The following is a 17,165-nucleotide window of genomic DNA, read 5'->3' as shown; positions in this document are numbered from 1 at the left end:
TCCCTGATGACTGCAAGGCAACAACTGATGGGAATATCGCAAAGTAGAGCAAAATCAAGGTGAAAGCGTGTAACGGTTACACTTGCTTCACGAGGTTGCCTCTTTTTAGTGCATGTCGCGGATTTTTAAACGTTTCCGCCCAAATCTTTGCTTACATTTTGCAGTCGGCTGTTGCGATTTCAGCATAGCTTAATGGAAGACGCCGCTGCTACATTTGTGGTCCCAGAGGTATTGATAGGTGAAGTCAGCGATTATTTGCTGATCCTATGAATTACACCAACCTGCGCGGATGCGCAGGTTTTTTTTTGCCTGAATCCAGCCGCCTGTAACAAGAATCGAAAATTTAAACACCTGGTTGCACTTGGGCTCATTCCCTTGCTTTTTGCCGCTGGTTTCGCTGCTGGCGGCACGAGACAATTCAGATCCCAGAGGTATTGATTGGTGAGAATTCCTGGTACTCTGCTGAGTACAATTCTTTTGCACCAACCTGCGCAGATGCGCAGGTTTTTTTTTGCCATTTTTTGAGCCCCCTCCCGCACTTAACGCAACTGGTGTACTCTGCGACTCTACACTTAATGCTGACCGACAGACGACAAAGAGAGTCGCTATGCTTCTTGCTTTTTTCCGTGCGCTATTTCGCATTCTGTTCCGGGTAACCCTTTCCGGCGATCCGCAGGTGCTTCAACGCCAGCGGGTGCTGATTGTGCCAAACCACGTCTCATTTCTGGACGGGATCCTGGTTGCACTTTTTCTGCCGGTGCGCCCCGTATTTGCGGTCTACTCCTCAATAAGCCAGCAGTGGTTTATGCGCTGGCTTAAGCCGCTCATTGATTTTGTTCCGCTGGACCCGACCAAACCGATGTCTATCAAGCACCTGGTGCGCCTGGTGGAACAGGGGCGCCCGGTAGTGATTTTCCCGGAAGGACGCATCAGCGTGACCGGATCGTTGATGAAAATCTACGACGGAGCTGGATTTGTGGCGGCCAAAGCACAGGCCACGGTGGTGCCTTTGCGCATCGACGGCGCGGAGCTGACTTTCTTTAGCCGCCTGAAAGGGCTAGTAAAACGCCGGGCTTTCCCGCGTATTACCCTGCATCTTCTTCCGCCAACGTCGATTGCAATGCCAGAAGCCCCACGGGCCAGGGATCGCCGTAAAATGGCCGGCGAGATGCTGCACCAAATCATGATGGAAGCGCGCATGGCCGTGCGCCCGCGTGAGACGCTTTTTGAGGCGCTGCTGGCGGCGAAAGATCGGTATGGTTCGAGTAAAAACTGTATTGAAGACATAAATTTCAAGCCAGATACTTACAGTTCGCTGCTGAAAAAAACGCTGTTTGTGGGCCGAATCCTCGATAAATACAGCGAACAGGGTGAAACCATTGGTTTGATGTTGCCGAATGCGGCGATCAGCGCGGCGGTGATTTTTGGCGCTTCATCCCGGGGCCGTATTCCGGCAATGATGAACTACACGGCTGGCGTAAAAGGGCTGACCAGCGCGATTACGGCGGCGCAAATCAAGACGGTCTTTACCTCCCGGCAGTTCCTGGATAAGGGCAAACTGTGGCACCTGCCGGAACAGCTGGCGCAGGTGCGCTGGGTGTATCTGGAAGATTTAAGGTCCACCATCACCCTGCAGGATAAAGTGTGGATCTTTGCTCATCTGCTTGCGCCTCGCCTGGCCCAGGTGAAACAGCAGCCGGAAGATGCGGCGATGGTGCTGTTTACCTCCGGCTCGGAGGGCAATCCAAAAGGCGTGGTGCACAGCCATAAAAGCCTGTTGGCCAACGTAGAGCAGATTCGCACCATCGCGGACTTCACCGCCGATGATCGGTTTATGTCCGCGCTGCCGCTCTTCCACTCTTTTGGCCTGACGGTCGGGCTGTTCACGCCGCTGCTGACCGGGGCGGAAGTGTTCCTTTACCCAAGTCCGCTGCATTACCGCGTGGTGCCGGAGCTTATTTACGACCGCAATTGCACGGTGGTCTTTGGCACCTCGACGTTCCTCGGCAACTATGCCCGTTTTGCTAACCCGTATGATTTCTTCCGCCTGCGCTATGTAGTTGCCGGGGCAGAAAAGCTGCAGGAAAGCACGAAGCAGCTGTGGCAGGACAAGTTTGGCCTGCGCATTCTGGAAGGCTACGGCGTGACCGAGTGCGCGCCGGTGGTGTCTATCAACGTGCCGATGGCGGCGAAACCGGGCACCGTGGGCCGCATTCTTCCGGCAATGGATGCTCGCCTGCTGGCGGTGCCCGGTATTGAACAGGGCGGAAGGCTGCAGCTAAAAGGGCCAAACATCATGAACGGCTATCTGCGCGTGGAAAATCCGGGCGTGCTGGAGAAGCCTGAGGCTGAAAATGGCCTGGGTGAGATGGAACCCGGCTGGTACGACACCGGCGATATCGTGACCTTTGACGAGCAGGGCTATTGCGTGATTCAGGGGCGTGCGAAGCGCTTTGCCAAAATCGCCGGGGAGATGGTGTCGCTTGAGATGGTCGAACAGATGGCGATCGGCATTTCGCCTGACAAATTGCATGCTACGGTCGTTAAGCACGACGCCGCCAAAGGCGAGGCGCTGGTGATGTTTACCACCGACAGCGAGCTTAACCGCGAAAAACTTCTGCATTATGCGCGTGAGCACGGCGTGCCTGAGCTGGCGGTGCCACGCGATATTCGCTTCCTCAAACAGCTGCCTGTGCTAGGCAGCGGAAAACCAGATTTTGTCACCCTGAAAGCACAGGTTGATGAAGCGGAGAAAGCTCATGGCTGAACAGGCTGGCAATAGCGGTTCGTTGTGGTCCCGGGGCATGATGGCGGTCACCGCGGCGCAGTTTTTATCGGCTTTTGGCGATAACGCGCTGTTGTTCGCCACGCTCGCGGTGCTCAAGCAGCAGTTCTACCCGGACTGGAGCCAGCCCGTGCTGCAAATGGTGTTTGTTGGCGCGTACATCCTCTTTGCGCCGTTTGTGGGACAGGTAGCCGACAGTTTCGCCAAAGGGCGAGTGATGATGCTGGCGAACAGCATGAAGCTTGTGGGTGCGGCGGTCATTGCGCTGGGGCTGAATCCTTTTGTCGGCTACACGCTGGTGGGCATCGGCGCGGCGGCCTATTCACCGGCTAAATACGGCATTCTCGGCGAGCTAACCACTGGCGATCGGCTGGTGAAGGCCAACGGCCTGATGGAGTCTTCTACCATTGCGGCGATCCTGCTGGGATCCGTTGCCGGCGGCGTGCTGGCAGACTGGAACCTGACGGCGGCGCTGGTTGTCTGCGCGCTGGTTTACGGCGGGGCGGTGGTTGCCAACGTCTTTATCCCTAAACTTGCCGCCGCGCGCCCCGGCCAGTCGTGGCGTTTCAAGCCGATGACGCACAGTTTCTTTTCCGCTTGCCGCAGCCTTTGGCGCAGCGGAGAAACGCGCTTCTCGCTGGTAGGCACCAGCCTATTCTGGGGGGCGGGCGTGACGCTGCGATTCCTGCTGGTGCTGTGGGTACCGGTGGCGTTAGGGATCACGGATAACGCGACGCCGACTTACCTTAATGCGATGGTGGCGGTTGGGATTGTGGTGGGGGCCGGAGCAGCCGCGAAGCTGGTGACTTTGGAAACCGTTGCCCGCTGCATGCCCGCCGGGATTTTAATCGGCGTTGGCGTACTGATTTTTGCTCTACAGCATTCTCTGTTGCCGTCTTACGCTTTGCTGGTGTTGATTGGCCTGTTGGGCGGTTTCTTTGTGGTGCCGCTTAACGCGCTGCTGCAGGAGCGCGGCAAGCACACGGTCGGGGCAGGTAACGCCATTGCCGTGCAAAACCTTGGTGAAAACACGGCCATGCTTTTGATGCTGGGTCTGTTCTCACTGGCGGTGAAAACCGGGGCGTCCATCGTTGGCATTGGCATTGGATTTGGGGCGGTGTTTGCGCTGGCGATTAGCGCCCTGTGGCTGTGGCAAATCAAGCATAAATAGCAAAAAGGCCCTCTTTTGGAGGGCCTTATTTTTTTACGGTGCCGGGTAAGTATAGAGGCGATGCACCGCTTCAATCTCCTCAATCACCTCTTCGCTTAGCGTCAAATGCAGGCTTTCAAGGTTGGTTTTCAGCTGTTCCAGCGTCGTGGCGCCGAGCAGCGTGCTGGCCACAAACGGCTGACGGCGAACGAAGGCCAGCGCCATTTGCGCCGGGTCGAGATTATGGCGTTTAGCTATTTCTACGTAGGCCGCAACGGCTTTTTGCGACTGCTCGCCGCTGTAGCGGGTGAAGCGGCTAAACAGCGTGTTGCGAGCGCCGGCCGGTTTGGCTCCGTTAAGGTATTTGCCCGACAGCACGCCGAAGGCGAGGCAGGAATAAGCGAGCAGCTCAACGCCTTCGTGCTGGCTGATTTCAGACAGGCCAACTTCAAAGCTGCGGTTTAACAGGCTGTAGGGGTTTTGAATGGTCACGATGCGCGGCAGATCGTGTTTTTCCGCAAGCTGCAGGTAGCGCATCACGCCCCACGGGGTTTCGTTCGAGACACCGATATAGCGAATTTTCCCGGCACGCTGGCACTCGGTCAGCGCTTCAAGGGTTTCCAGCAGCGTTACCGGCAGCGAGGTCGTGTCGCTCCAGGTGTAGCCCAGTTTGCCAAACATGTTGGTCTGACGCTGCGGCCAGTGAACCTGGTAGAGGTCGAGGTAATCGGTTTGCAGGCGTTTGAGGCTGGCATCCAGCGCCTCGCGGATGTTTTTCCGGTCGAGGATCTGGTTTGGGCGGATGCCTGCGTCGTTGTTGCGGGTGGGGCCAGTGACTTTGGAAGCAACAACCAGTTTTTCGCGGTTGCCGCGAGCTTTAAGCCAGCTGCCGACATAGCTCTCGGTTAAGCCCTGGGTTTCCGGGCGCGGCGGCACCGGGTACATTTCCGCGACATCAATCAGATTCACGCCCTGACTGACGGCGTAGTCGAGCTGCTGGTGGGCATCGGCCTCGCTGTTTTGTTCACCAAAGGTCATGGTTCCCAGCCCCAGCGTGCTGACTTCAAGTGAACTGTGGGGGATACGGTGATAGTGCATAGCCGGCTTCCTGTTGTTCTTTTGACTCGTCAGGCATCGTTACCCGACAAAAGGTCTATAAACATGGCAGAGGCCGGAGCAAAGCGAAAGAGGGGAAAAGAAGAAAAATCATCAGGCCAGCCGAGGGGCTGACCCTGCGAGATTAGCGCTCAATAATCTGGGAAACGTCGTTGCGGTTGATCTGCATTTCATTACCTTGCTGGTCACGATAGCTTACCAGACCGGTATCTTCATCGACCTTCGGCTTGCCCTCGGTCAAAATCATTCGTCCATCTTTGGTGGCCATTACGTAGTCACTGCTGCAGCCTGAAACGGCAAAGGCAAGACCAATGGCGGAGATTGCTACTGCCCATTTAGTCATCGGTATGTTCCTCGTCAGGAAGGGATCTTGTTAATAAGTTTAGTAATAACCTGATGAACAGGGGAAAGAAAGCGGTAAATTCTTAATAGGACGAGGGAAATGTAACATTCCCCGGTACTTACTGACAGAACCCTGGATTCCATTCTCTGCGGCCGCTATTAGAGCGTGAAGTGCCGTGCGAGAAGAGCTGCGGTGAAATTCTTCTTTAAGTAGAAGCCGCGAGGTAACGTGAGAATAGGTGAGCCGTCCGCGCCAATAGCCTCTGTTAACGCCCGGCTGTTGGCGGCTTTTGGCCGCAGCTGCAGCACTTCGCCGTGACGGGCGGTAATGCGCTCGACCTGGCCCAGCACGATCAAATCCATCAGTTCTTCCCAGTCCAGGCGCAGCTGCTGTTCTTCCTCTTCTGAAGGGCTCCATAATAGCGGAGAACCCACGTGCCGCTCGGCAAGCGGGATCTGCCTTTCTCCCTCAACCGGGATCCACAGCACGCGCTTGAGCTTATGCCGCACATGGCTGGTTTCCCAAATGACGCCGCTATTACCGGTTAACGGCGCGACGCAAACGAACGTGGTTTCCAGCGGACGGCCAAGGCTATCCACCGGGATCGTTTTCAGTTCGATCCCGAGCGCGGCAAAGTCTTGTTCGGGCTTGCTGCCCGCGCTGGCACCCAGCCACAGCTCCAGCAGCACGCCAATCCAGCCTTTATCGCGCTTCAGGTCTTTCGGCGTCTGTAAGCCAGCGCAGGCAGCCAGCTCGCCCAGAGTATAACCGGCGACGCTTTGCGCCTGTTGGAGCAGCTCGGCTTCACTGCGTGGGGGCGTGATGAGCGGACGTATTGGTTGCATAACTCGTTGATGTTTTTTGGTTAAAAAATGAACGCACTTTGTGCACAGCGAAAGCTTAGTTTAGTCGTCTGAGGATAAGATTAACAATATTCTGATTTATAATGAGTTTTTAAAGTCAGCCGTTTCGTTGCAGCAACATTAAAAAGGCTTTTCCAAATCTGGTCACTGACAATGAACAGGATCTTACACCATGTTATCCACAGAAAAGTGGGATAACTGGGAAAAAGCATGACTACTGGTTCCATTTACAGCCTTGACGAGGCGCTAAAATACAATTTATCACCGATTTGTGACTAACTTGTTGGCACAATCTGTGGATAAAAACAACATTGTGCGATCTTTCATCAGTAGACGATCTTCATATGTGACGATCATCACATTATGAAACTCGTGTGTCATTTTTATAGTATTATGATTATGAAATTTAAAGGCTTTAATGTGTGGCAGGATTGCTCCTTATTTTAGTTGTCCTGAGTTGTCCCGATGTAATTCGGTAGTTCTTCACAGTTATATCCACAGAAAAAGTGAATAAAACCGCCGGTTTTGACCGTCCCCTGTTTATAACCCGGCTCTCTTTTGTGAGTTATTCAAATGTTATTCCATGCGAGCGCCGCCGAGAGAGTGGTTTACCGCCTGACACTTGTATGAAACAATCGATGCAATCTAAGTTTGTTTTGAGGTAGTCCGGTGATCGATGATGATGGCTACCGCCCCAACGTTGGGATCGTAATATGTAATCGGCAGGGACAGGTGATGTGGGCGCGACGCTTTGGCCAACATTCCTGGCAATTTCCCCAGGGGGGTATTAATCCTGGCGAGTCCGCTGAACAGGCAATGTACCGGGAGCTTTTCGAAGAAGTCGGTCTACAAAGAAAAGATGTTCGCATTCTTGCCTCGACCCGAAACTGGTTGCGTTACAAATTACCTAAACGTTTGGTGCGTTGGGACACAAAGCCGGTTTGTATCGGCCAAAAACAAAAATGGTTTCTTTTGCAGTTGCTGAGCAGCGACGGTGAGATCAACATGCAAACCAGCAGTACGCCGGAATTCGATGGCTGGCGCTGGGTCAGTTATTGGTATCCGGTCCGTCAGGTTGTTTCATTCAAGCGCGATGTCTATCGCCGGGTAATGAAAGAGTTTGCCAGCGTGGTGATGCCACTGCAGGAAGTTACGCCACCACGCAATAACTCGCCGGCATGGCGACGTAAAAGAGGTTAAGTCACGCGAAAAATGCTCACCCGTCTGCGAGAAATAGTCGAAAAGGTCGCCAGTGCCCCGCGCCTCAATGAGGCGCTGGACATTTTGGTGACTGACATCTGCCTTGCGATGGATACCGAGGTTTGCTCGGTTTATCTCGCCGACCACGAGCGCCGCTGTTTTTACCTTATGGCGACGCGCGGGTTAAAGAAACCGCGCGGCCGCACCGTCACGCTTGCCTTTGATGAAGGTATTGTTGGCCTGGTTGGGCGGCTCGCGGAGCCGATTAACCTTGCAGATGCGCAAAAACACCCCAGCTTTAAATATGTGCCCGCCGTAAAAGAGGAGCGTTTTCGTGCGTTCCTCGGCGTGCCTATTATCCAGCGCCGTCAGCTTCTGGGAGTGCTGGTTGTTCAGCAGCGTGAACACCGGCAGTACGATGAGAGCGAAGAGTCTTTCCTCGTTACGCTGGCAACGCAAATGGCCGGGATATTATCGCAGTCTCAGTTAGCGGCCCTGTTTGGACAGTATCGCCAGACCCGTATCCGCGCGCTACCTGCATCGCCTGGCGTGGCGATTGCCGAAGGCTGGATGGACACAACCGTCCCGCTGATGGAGCAAGTTTTTGAAGCGTCGACCCTGGACACGGCGCTTGAGCGCGAGCGTCTGACCGCCGCGCTGGAAGAGGCTTCCGGGGAATTCCGCCGCTACAGCAAGCGTTTTGCCGCCGGGGCTCAGAAAGAGACTGCGGCGATTTTCGATCTTTACTCTCACCTGCTGACCGACGCCCGCCTGCGGCGTGAGCTTTTTGCTGAGGTAGATAAAGGCCTGGTCGCTGAATGGGCCGTGAAAACGGTGGTCGAGAAGTTTGCTGAACAGTTTGCCAGCCTTTCAGATAGCTACCTGAAAGAGCGAGCGGGCGACCTCAGAGCGCTGGGGCAGCGCCTGTTGTTCCATCTCGATGACACGATTCAAAGCCCGAATACCTGGCCTGAGCGCTTTGTGCTGGTTGCCGACGAACTTTCAGCCACCACGCTTGCCGAACTGCCGCAAAACCGTCTCGCGGGCGTTGTCGTGCGCGATGGTGCGGCAAACTCTCATGCCGCCATTATGGTCCGTGCGCTCGGTATCCCAACCGTCATGGGCGCGGATATTCAGCCATCGGCTCTGCATCGCCGAATGCTGATCGTAGACGGCTATCGCGGTGAATTGCTGGTGGATCCTGAGCCGGTTTTGCTGCAGGAATACCAGCGCCTGGTGACCGAGGAGAACGAACTTAGTCGCCTGGCGGAAGATGATGTGGAGCAGCCCGCGGCGTTAAAAAGCGGCGAGCGGGTGCAGGTCATGCTGAATGCCGGGCTTAGTCCTGAGCATGAAGAACAGCTTGGTAGCCGTATCGACGGCATCGGGCTGTACCGCACCGAAATTCCTTTTATGCTGCAAAGCGGTTTCCCGTCCGAAGAAGAGCAGGTTGCACAGTATCAGGGCATGTTGCAGATGTTTAACGACAAACCTGTGACGCTGCGAACGCTGGACGTCGGGGCGGATAAACAGCTTCCGTATATGCCTATCAGCGAGGAGAATCCCTGTCTTGGCTGGCGAGGCATTCGTATTACGCTGGATCAGCCAGAGATCTTTCTGATCCAGGTCCGCGCCATGCTGCGTGCGAATGCGGCTACGGGGAATTTGAGTATCCTGCTGCCGATGATCACCAGCATTGATGAAATCGATGATGCGCGCAGACTTATCGATCGTGCGGGCCGGGAAGTCGAAGAGGAATTAGGCTACCAGTTGCCGAAGTTCAGGCTTGGGGTGATGGTTGAAGTGCCTTCCATGGTGTTCATGCTGGGGCATCTGGCCGGGCGTATTGATTTTATTTCCGTTGGTACAAACGACCTGACTCAGTATCTGCTGGCGGTTGACCGTAACAACACGAGGGTGGCTAACCTTTACGATAGCCTGCATCCGGCGATGCTGCGTACGCTGAACCTGATTGCCCGTGAGGCCGAGCGCTATGACCTCGATCTGTGCCTGTGCGGTGAAATGGCCGGTGACCCGATGTGCGTCGCGATTCTTGTGGGCATGGGGTACCGTCATCTTTCAATGAACGGCCGTTCCGTCGCGCGTATTAAATACCTGTTACGCCATATTCAGCTTGAAGAAGCCGAAGTGCTTGCTCAGCGTACCCTTGAGGCTCAAATGGCGACAGAAGTGCGCCACCAGGTAGCGGCGTTTATGGAGCGCCGCGGCATGGGTGGCCTGATTCGCGGTGGGCGCTGATCCGTTCTCAATGTCCCGATCTCACCGGGACATTTTCCCCGTCTGACAACAAGGGAAAAAGCGTGGTTTTTCCCTTGTTGTGGCCCATCTTCCGAAAACCCCAAAGGGGTTTCCCTGTTCGTTTTCTTCGATGCCTGGTGTTGGTTCACACTCCCGGATACGCCCTGAATGCCCCGGTACCACCGGGACATTACACATCTTTTACAACTTCCGTAATCAATCACTCTGGCTGTTTGTGCTATGATCCGCTGCTTTCGGAGCGCATCGAGAGTGGTGCGTACTTGCCACTCACCTTCTATTTTGGGTGAGGTAACAATAGCTTGTGGTGACAGATGAATAGTGGCTATCTGCGTTTCCCTGAATTTGATCCGGTGCTTTTCTCCATCGGGCCGGTTTCCCTGCACTGGTACGGGCTCATGTACCTGGTCGGGTTCGTGTTTGCCATGTGGCTTGCCGGGCGCCGCGCCAGCCGTCCGGGCAGCGGCTGGACGAAAAATGAAGTAGAGAATCTGCTGTATGCAGGTTTCCTTGGCGTGTTCCTGGGGGGACGCCTGGGCTATGTCTTCTTCTACAATCTGCCGGTCTTCCTTGCCGATCCTCTCTACCTGTTCAAAGTCTGGGACGGCGGTATGTCCTTCCACGGCGGCCTGATCGGTGTTATCTGCGTGATGATTTGGTTTGCGCGCCGCACCAAGCGTACTTTCTTCCAGGTCTCTGATTTTATTGCTCCGCTGATCCCGTTTGGTTTAGGGGCTGGGCGCCTCGGCAACTTTATCAATGGCGAACTGTGGGGCCGCGTTGACCCGAACTTCCGCTTCGCCATGCTGTTCCCTGGTTCACGCAGTGAAGACGTTGGCCTGCTGGCAACGCACCCGGAATGGCAATCGCTGTTCAATACCTACGGCGTACTGCCTCGCCACCCGTCTCAGCTTTATGAGCTGGCGCTGGAAGGGGTTGTCCTGTTCATCATCCTGAACCTGTTTATTCGTAAGCCTCGCCCAATGGGGTCCGTCTCTGGCCTGTTCCTGATTGGCTACGGTGCGTTCCGTATCATCGTCGAATTCTTCCGCCAGCCGGATGCGCAGTTCACCGGCACCTGGGTACAGTACATCAGCATGGGGCAGATCCTGTCGATTCCGATGATTGTTGCCGGTATCATTATGATGGTCTGGGCTTACCGCCGTCCGCAGCAGCAACTTTCGTGAGGTGACATGAAACAGTATCTTGATTTGATGAAAAAAGTGCTCGAAGAGGGCACGCCAAAAGCGGACCGTACCGGTACCGGCACGTTGTCGATTTTTGGGCATCAAATGCGCTTTAACCTGCAGGAAGGCTTCCCGCTGGTTACCACCAAAAAATGTCACCTGCGTTCGATCATTCATGAGCTGCTGTGGTTCCTGAATGGCGATACCAATATCGCGTACCTGAAGGAAAACAAGGTGACGATTTGGGACGAATGGGCGGATGAAAACGGCGATCTCGGCCCGGTTTACGGCAAGCAGTGGCGTTCCTGGGCAACCCCTGACGGGCGTTATATTGATCAGCTAACCACCGTGCTCAACCAGTTGAAAAACGATCCCGATTCTCGGCGCATTATTGTCTCTGCGTGGAACGTGGGCGAGCTGGATAAAATGGCGCTGGCCCCTTGCCACGCGTTTTTCCAGTTCTATGTGGCAGACGGCAAACTCTCTTGCCAACTCTACCAGCGCTCTTGCGACATCTTCCTTGGTTTGCCGTTCAACATCGCCAGCTATGCGCTGCTGGTGCATATGATGGCGCAGCAGTGCGACCTGGAAGTGGGCGACTTTGTCTGGACTGGGGGCGATACGCACCTGTACAGCAATCACCTGGAACAGACACGTCTGCAGCTAACCCGTGAACCGCGCGCGCTGCCTAAGCTGGTTATCAAACGTAAGCCGGAGTCATTGTTTGACTACCGTTTCGAAGACTTCGAGATTGAAGGCTACGATCCGCATCCGGCGATCAAAGCGCCTGTCGCCATTTAGCCTGCCGACAGAGTGACAGAACCGGTGCCTGAGTGCGCCGGTTTTTTTTGCCCTGGTTTTGCTTCTTCGGCATTGATTCCAGAGCGTATACAACTCTCCGTAACGCCTTAATTATCTTCCGATATGTGTCGCATCATCTGATTTGCGAACTGGCTGATTCAACCTCTGTGGCCCACACTCCTCCCATGAAAATCAACCAACGTGGTTTTAGCATTATTGAGGTGATGGTGGTGATAGCCATTGTTGCCGTACTCAGCGCTGGTGGGCTTCACGGCTGGCACGAGTGGCAGCAGAGAGTGCAGTTGCGGCAAACGGCTCAGCAACTGAGTCACTTTCTCTCGCGGCTAAGAAATGATGCCAACTGGCACAACCAAACCCATCTTTTGGCGCTGCATCAATTGGGGAAAAGCTGGTGCCTGACAAGCCGTGCCGCTGAAGAAAACTGTTCGGGAAACTCAAATCTGACGTTTACCCCCGAGTTTGACGATATCGTCGTGGAGGATATGACTGCCGGGTTAGGTTTCTACGGAATTCGCAACACAGCCTGGCCAGGCCACCTTATTGTGAAAAGTCAGGTCGGGCGCTGGAAAGTGACGCTCTCGGTTTGGGGGCGCATCCGGCTGTGCGAAATGTCCGGAGACAAGTCATGTTGAACGCTCAGAGAGGGTTTACGTTACTCGAAACGCTTATTGCGATGGCCTTGAGCAGCGTGCTGTTACTAGGCACTTCAAGGCTTTTCCCCGCTTTGCAGGGCGAGGTTTTACGCCAGTACAGCTACGTTGCTCAGCAGGAAGCGCTTTGGCAAATGGCGTTCACCGTTGGAAAAAATTTACAGCGTGCGGGTTATTGCCGAGGGAAGTGTCAGGGGGAGGCTGTAAAGCTTATGAACAACGGAAGCTGTGTGATATTGCAGTGGGATGCCAACGGTAATGGCCGGTGGGACACGACCCCTGGTAGTCAAAATGAACAGACGGGCTATCGCTTGCGTAACGGCAGCCTGGAGACTCAAAAGGGCGTAGAGCATTGTGAAGGCACCGGCTGGGAAAGAATGTCTGACCCGACGCAATTGGTGGTGCAGCATTTTTCCGTGGTTCGCCTGAATCGCAAAACCGGCAGGCCTTTATTCCTCGTGAGTCTTGCTGCATATCTGAAGCAAGGTGGGCGTCCTGTGGAGCTTAGCTACACGGTGAGTGGAGAAAATTCATGAGCGGCAAGCAAGAGAAAGGGAGCACCTCTTTGCTGATGGTATTGATGCTGCTTGCAGTTGGTTCTCTGATGCTGAGTGGGCTTTCCCGGCAACTTAGCGCCCAGCGCTTTGAGGTTGCCGCCGAAATTCAGTTTATTAAAAATCAGACGGCTGCAAGATCTGCGCTGGCATGGGGGGAAAAACAAAGCTGGCAACCCCAGAGAACCTGGCAATGTCAGTTTGAGTCGCGTAATCAGTGGCACGCCTGCCTGCATCTAACCGATAAAGGTGAGGCCTTACTGGCTGCTTCCGGTTCTGTTGCCGGGCCCACGCTACCGTTCACATTGTGGCGCTGGGGGGGACTTCAGGGGAATAAATTAGTGGCCTCCGCGCAGGGCTGGCTGGATTTTTGCCCTTTACTGGACGATGACTTATGCAAACTGCCTCGATAGTTTCCCGGCAGCGTGGCTTCAGCCTCCCGGAGGTGCTATGTGCCCTGGCGCTGTTTGCGATAGTGATGACCGCATTGCTGGGGTACCACGGTGTATTGCAGCAGGGTTTCACCAGCCAATGGCAGCTAAGGCAGCTGTGGCGAGTCGCGCGTGAGCAGACCGAGCCAGAAGTTCCTCCACTTTCAGATGCATGGAATGTGCATCAACAGCAGACATCGTCTTTGGGATGTGTCAGCATCGACGTTACTGTAACAAGTCCAGAGGGCCGGATAGCGCAGCTTTTGAGGCTCGATTGCCCACGGTCAGAACAACGTCAGGAGTAGCGATTTCATGTTGCGTGTCTACCATTCCAACCGCCTTGATGTGCTGGAAGCCATTATGGAGTTCATTGTGGAGCACCAGCCATTGCCGGATCCTTTTGAGCCGGAAGTGGTGCTGGTGCAAAGCACCGGGATGGCGCAGTGGCTCCAAATGACGCTGGCACAGAAGTTTGGTATTGCGGCGAACATCGAGTTTCCGCTGCCCGCCAGCTTTATCTGGGACATGTTCGTGAAGGTATTGCCCGATATCCCGGAAGTGAGCGCTTTCAACAAGCAGAGCATGAGCTGGAAGCTGATGACGCTTATCCCCAATATGCTCCACAAGCCAGAGTTCAAGATGCTTGGCCACTATCTGCAGGTAGACGACAGCAGCCGTAAGCTGTTTCAGCTTTCTTCCCGGATTGCCGACCTTTATGACCAGTATCTTGTCTATCGTCCCGGCTGGCTAAGCCGCTGGGAGAAGGGCGAGCTTGTCGAAGGCGTGGGAGAGTCTCAGCTCTGGCAGGCTCCGCTCTGGGCGGAACTGGTGCGCTACACCGCTGAGCTGGGGCAGCCAGAATGGCATCGAGCCAATCTCTACCAGCGCTTTATTAGCGCTCTTGAGAAAAGCGAGGTTTGCCCGACGGGGCTCCCATCTCGCGTCTTTATTTGTGGGATTTCCGCTCTGCCACCGGTGTACCTCCAGGCTCTGCAGGCGCTGGGTAAGCATATCGACGTCCATGTGCTATTTACCAACCCCTGCCGCTACTACTGGGGGGATATTAAAGATCCCGCGTTCCTTGCTCGTCTTGTCAGCCGTCGTCGTCGTCGGCATCAGACAGAACAAGAGCAGACCTTGTTTAAGGACAACGACAATGCCTCTTCGTTGTTCAATGAGCTTGGTGAGCAGGATGTGGGGAATTCCTTGCTGGCCTCTTGGGGGAAATTAGGGCGCGACTACGCGTTTTTGCTTTCCGAACTGGAGCGTTTTGAAGAGATCGATGTTTTTGTCGATTTAGAACCCGATAACCTTCTCCGCGGCCTGCAAAGTGACCTGTTGGAGCTGAAAGATTCGCAGGTGCTGGGGCTGACGGCTGAGGAGTATGAACACAGTGACGGTAAACGGCTGCTGGATCTTAACGATCGTTCTTTGACATTCCATGAGTGCCATAGCCCGCAGCGAGAAGTTGAAGTGCTGCACGATCAACTGCTGGCGATGCTGGAGGCCGATCCAGAACTTACCCCGCGCGATATCATCGTGATGGTTGCGGATATTGATAGCTACAGTCCGTTTATCCAGGCGGTATTTGGTAGCGCGAAGGATGAGCGTTGGCTGCCGTTTGCCATTTCTGACCGTCGGGCGCGCCAGGCTCACCCGGCCCTGCAGGCGTTCATTTTACTGCTTGGCTTGCCGGAAAGCCGTTTCGCAGCAGAAGATGTGCTTTCATTGTTGGAAGTGCCTGCCCTGGCGGCGCGTTTCTCTATTGATGAAGAAGGGCTGCGCTATCTGCGTAAATGGGTGAATGAATCAGGTGTACGTTGGGGCATTGATGATGACAACGTTCGAGAACTGGAACTGCCTGCGACCGGGCAGCATACGTGGCGGTTTGGCCTGACCCGGATGCTGCTTGGCTATGCGATGGAAAGCCAGGCTGGGGTCTGGGATTCTGTGCTGCCCTATGATGAGTCCAGCGGCCTGATTGCCGAACTGGTGGGGCAGCTTGCGGAGTTGCTGATGCAGCTGAACCGCTGGCGTCAGCTGTTAACTCAGGAGCGCCCTTTAGACGAATGGCTACCGCTATGCAGGGACATGCTGAACAGCTTCTTCCTGCCTGATGGTGAAACAGAAGCCGCACTGGCGCTGATTGAGCAGCAGTGGCAGGAGATGATTGAAAAAGGCACTGATGCAGCCTACCAGCAGCCCGTGTCATTAACCTTGCTGCGTGATGAACTGGCCCAGCGTCTTGACCAGGAGCGCATCAGCCAGCGCTTCCTCGCCGGGCCGGTAAACTTCTGTACCCTGATGCCAATGCGCGCCATTCCCTTTAAGGTCGTTTGTTTGCTGGGCATGAATGACGGTGTCTATCCGCGAGCGCTTGCGCCATTGGGCTTTGACCTGATGAGCCAGCACCCGCAGCGCGGGGACCGCAGCCGCCGAGACGATGACCGCTATCTGTTCCTGGAAGCGCTTATTTCGGCCCAGCAGCGGCTGTACATCAGCTATATCGGCCGTTCGATTCAGGACAACAGCAGGCGTTACCCGTCGGTGCTGGTGGAAGAACTGCTGGATTACATCGCTCGCAGTCACTACCTCCCCGGAGATGCTGAATGTAATGCAGATGACAGCAGTGAGCATGTGAGAAAGCATCTGGTCACGCTTCATGCCCGAACACCTTTTGACAGCACCAACTACCTTGCCGGAGGCGATGGGCAAAGCTTTGCTCAGGAGTGGCTGCCAGCGGCAAGCGGCAGCGGCGTAGCGCATGCCCACTTTATTCAGCCTTTGATTGCGGATCCCTGGGGCGACATCTCCCTTGAGCAGCTCCAGCGCTTTTGGCGGCACCCGGTGCGGGCATTTTTCCAAATGCGTCTCGGCATTAACTTCCGCCTGGAAGATACCGAATTGCCGGATGAAGAGCCTTTTACCCTCGATGTACTCGATCGTTTTCAGTTAAACCAGCACCTGCTTAATGCTCTGGTTCAGCAAGATGATCCGCACCAGCTGTTTGTGCGTTACCGGGCAGCTGGCGTTTTACCTTACGGGGCCTTCGGTGAAATCTTGTGGGAAAACCAGCGGAATGAAATGCAAACGCTGGCTGAAAAAGTGCTGGCCGAACGGCAAAAAGGGGAAAGCTGTGAAGTGGATCTTCACATAGACGGAACCAGAGTGACGGGCTGGCTGTCGGACGTACAGGCTGATGGTTTGCTGCGCTGGCGCCCTTCGGTGCTGAATGTGGCTCATGGCATGCAGCTGTGGATTGAACATTTGGTTTACTGTGCCAGCGGCTATTCGGGCGAAAGCCGAATGTTCGGGCGCAAAGATTCACAGTGGCGTTTCCCTCATATGGCACAGGACGAAGCTAAAGCCTGGTTGTTGCAACTGATTGAGGGTTATAAAGAAGGTCTCCGTCAGCCATTGCTGCTGCTGCATAACAGCGGTGGCGCGTGGATAAAAACCTGTTATGACCCACAAAATGATGCCATTTTATGGGATGAGGAGACGCAGCAGAAAGCCCGGACTAAGCTGCTTGCTGCCTGGGAAGGAAACCATATGGTGGAAGGGGAAGGGGCTGATATTTGGCTGCAACGTTTGTACCGTACCCTTGATGCCGAGTATTACGAAGCGATTATCGCAGAGGCCGAGCGCTACCTGCTGCCTCTGTTCAGATTCAACCAATCCTGAACAAGGATTGTATAAAAATTGCACAGCCCGGTGAGTTCAATTATGATGCGATTTCTTGCTCAGGGCTGGCGAAGTATAACAACGGCGTTCGACGGATAGCTTC

The 17,165-nt window shown here is 54.8% G+C and carries 14 protein-coding genes; 11 read left to right on the top strand and 3 right to left on the bottom strand.

Features of this window, described 5'->3' with window-relative positions; all coding sequences use genetic code 11:
- The first annotated feature begins 607 nt into the window (after positions 1-607).
- Together aas and lplT are read left to right on the top strand one after the other, a co-directional pair.
- Complete coding sequence (gene aas, locus A936_RS13020) at positions 608-2,767, top strand: bifunctional acyl-ACP--phospholipid O-acyltransferase/long-chain-fatty-acid--ACP ligase (protein WP_008458476.1); 2,160 nt, start codon at positions 608-610, stop codon at positions 2,765-2,767.
- Positions 2,760-3,956 (top strand): lysophospholipid transporter LplT, encoded by a 1,197-nt coding sequence (lplT, locus tag A936_RS13015; protein ID WP_008458475.1) that lies wholly within the window; start codon positions 2,760-2,762, stop codon positions 3,954-3,956. Before aas ends, lplT begins: the two co-directional genes overlap by 8 nt.
- Positions 3,957-3,989: 33 nt before the next feature.
- Here lplT and A936_RS13010 read toward each other — a convergent pair whose 3' ends face one another.
- From A936_RS13010 to mutH, 3 genes are all read right to left on the bottom strand, one after another.
- A complete protein-coding gene (locus tag A936_RS13010; protein ID WP_008458473.1) occupies positions 3,990-5,033 on the bottom strand; it encodes an NADP(H)-dependent aldo-keto reductase in 1,044 nt (347 codons plus the stop codon).
- Positions 5,034-5,175: 142 nt separating this feature from the next.
- Positions 5,176-5,394, bottom strand: a complete 219-nt coding sequence (locus tag A936_RS13005) for a YgdI/YgdR family lipoprotein (RefSeq protein WP_008458470.1) — start codon at positions 5,392-5,394, stop codon at positions 5,176-5,178.
- A gap of 158 nt (positions 5,395-5,552) precedes the next feature.
- A complete protein-coding gene (mutH, locus tag A936_RS13000) occupies positions 5,553-6,239 on the bottom strand; it encodes a DNA mismatch repair endonuclease MutH (protein WP_008458468.1) in 687 nt (228 codons plus the stop codon).
- A gap of 687 nt (positions 6,240-6,926) precedes the next feature.
- On the opposite strand from mutH, the gene rppH reads away from it, so the two are divergent.
- The 9 genes from rppH to recC all read left to right on the top strand — a co-directional run bounded on the left by rppH (position 6,927) and on the right by recC (position 17,062).
- Positions 6,927-7,457, top strand: coding sequence for an RNA pyrophosphohydrolase (gene rppH, locus A936_RS12995; RefSeq protein ID WP_008458467.1), 531 nt, complete (start codon positions 6,927-6,929; stop codon positions 7,455-7,457).
- A gap of 12 nt (positions 7,458-7,469) precedes the next feature.
- Positions 7,470-9,716 (top strand): phosphoenolpyruvate--protein phosphotransferase, encoded by a 2,247-nt coding sequence (ptsP, locus tag A936_RS12990; RefSeq protein WP_008458464.1) that lies wholly within the window; start codon positions 7,470-7,472, stop codon positions 9,714-9,716.
- Positions 9,717-10,048: 332 nt separating this feature from the next.
- The gene (lgt, locus tag A936_RS12985) at positions 10,049-10,921 is read left to right on the top strand and encodes a prolipoprotein diacylglyceryl transferase (RefSeq protein ID WP_008458462.1); all 873 of its coding nucleotides are present in this window, start codon (positions 10,049-10,051) and stop codon (positions 10,919-10,921) included.
- Positions 10,922-10,927: 6 nt separating this feature from the next.
- Entirely contained in the window at positions 10,928-11,722 is a 795-nt protein-coding gene (gene thyA, locus A936_RS12980) for a thymidylate synthase (protein ID WP_008458459.1), read from the top strand.
- Between the two features lie 185 nt (positions 11,723-11,907).
- Entirely contained in the window at positions 11,908-12,375 is a 468-nt protein-coding gene (locus tag A936_RS12975; protein WP_008458457.1) for a prepilin peptidase-dependent protein, read from the top strand.
- Positions 12,369-12,929, top strand: a complete 561-nt coding sequence (locus tag A936_RS12970) for a prepilin peptidase-dependent protein (protein ID WP_008458455.1) — start codon at positions 12,369-12,371, stop codon at positions 12,927-12,929. Before A936_RS12975 ends, A936_RS12970 begins: the two co-directional genes overlap by 7 nt.
- The gene (locus A936_RS12965; protein WP_008458454.1) at positions 12,926-13,360 is read left to right on the top strand and encodes a DUF2509 family protein; all 435 of its coding nucleotides are present in this window, start codon (positions 12,926-12,928) and stop codon (positions 13,358-13,360) included. Before A936_RS12970 ends, A936_RS12965 begins: the two co-directional genes overlap by 4 nt.
- On the top strand, positions 13,342-13,683 hold the full coding sequence (locus A936_RS12960) for a prepilin-type N-terminal cleavage/methylation domain-containing protein (RefSeq protein WP_008458452.1): 342 nt from the start codon (positions 13,342-13,344) through the stop codon (positions 13,681-13,683). The genes A936_RS12965 and A936_RS12960 overlap by 19 nt, the downstream gene beginning before the upstream one ends.
- A 7-nt stretch (positions 13,684-13,690) precedes the next feature.
- Complete coding sequence (gene recC, locus A936_RS12955; RefSeq protein ID WP_008458450.1) at positions 13,691-17,062, top strand: exodeoxyribonuclease V subunit gamma; 3,372 nt, start codon at positions 13,691-13,693, stop codon at positions 17,060-17,062.
- Positions 17,063-17,165 lie beyond the last annotated feature (103 nt).

The organism is Enterobacter sp. Ag1, assembly GCA_000277545.1.
Taxonomy (GTDB): Bacteria; Pseudomonadota; Gammaproteobacteria; order Enterobacterales; family Enterobacteriaceae; genus Cedecea.
The sequence above is the reverse complement of the archived record's forward strand: the minus strand, read 5'-3'. Positions and strand labels throughout refer to the sequence as shown.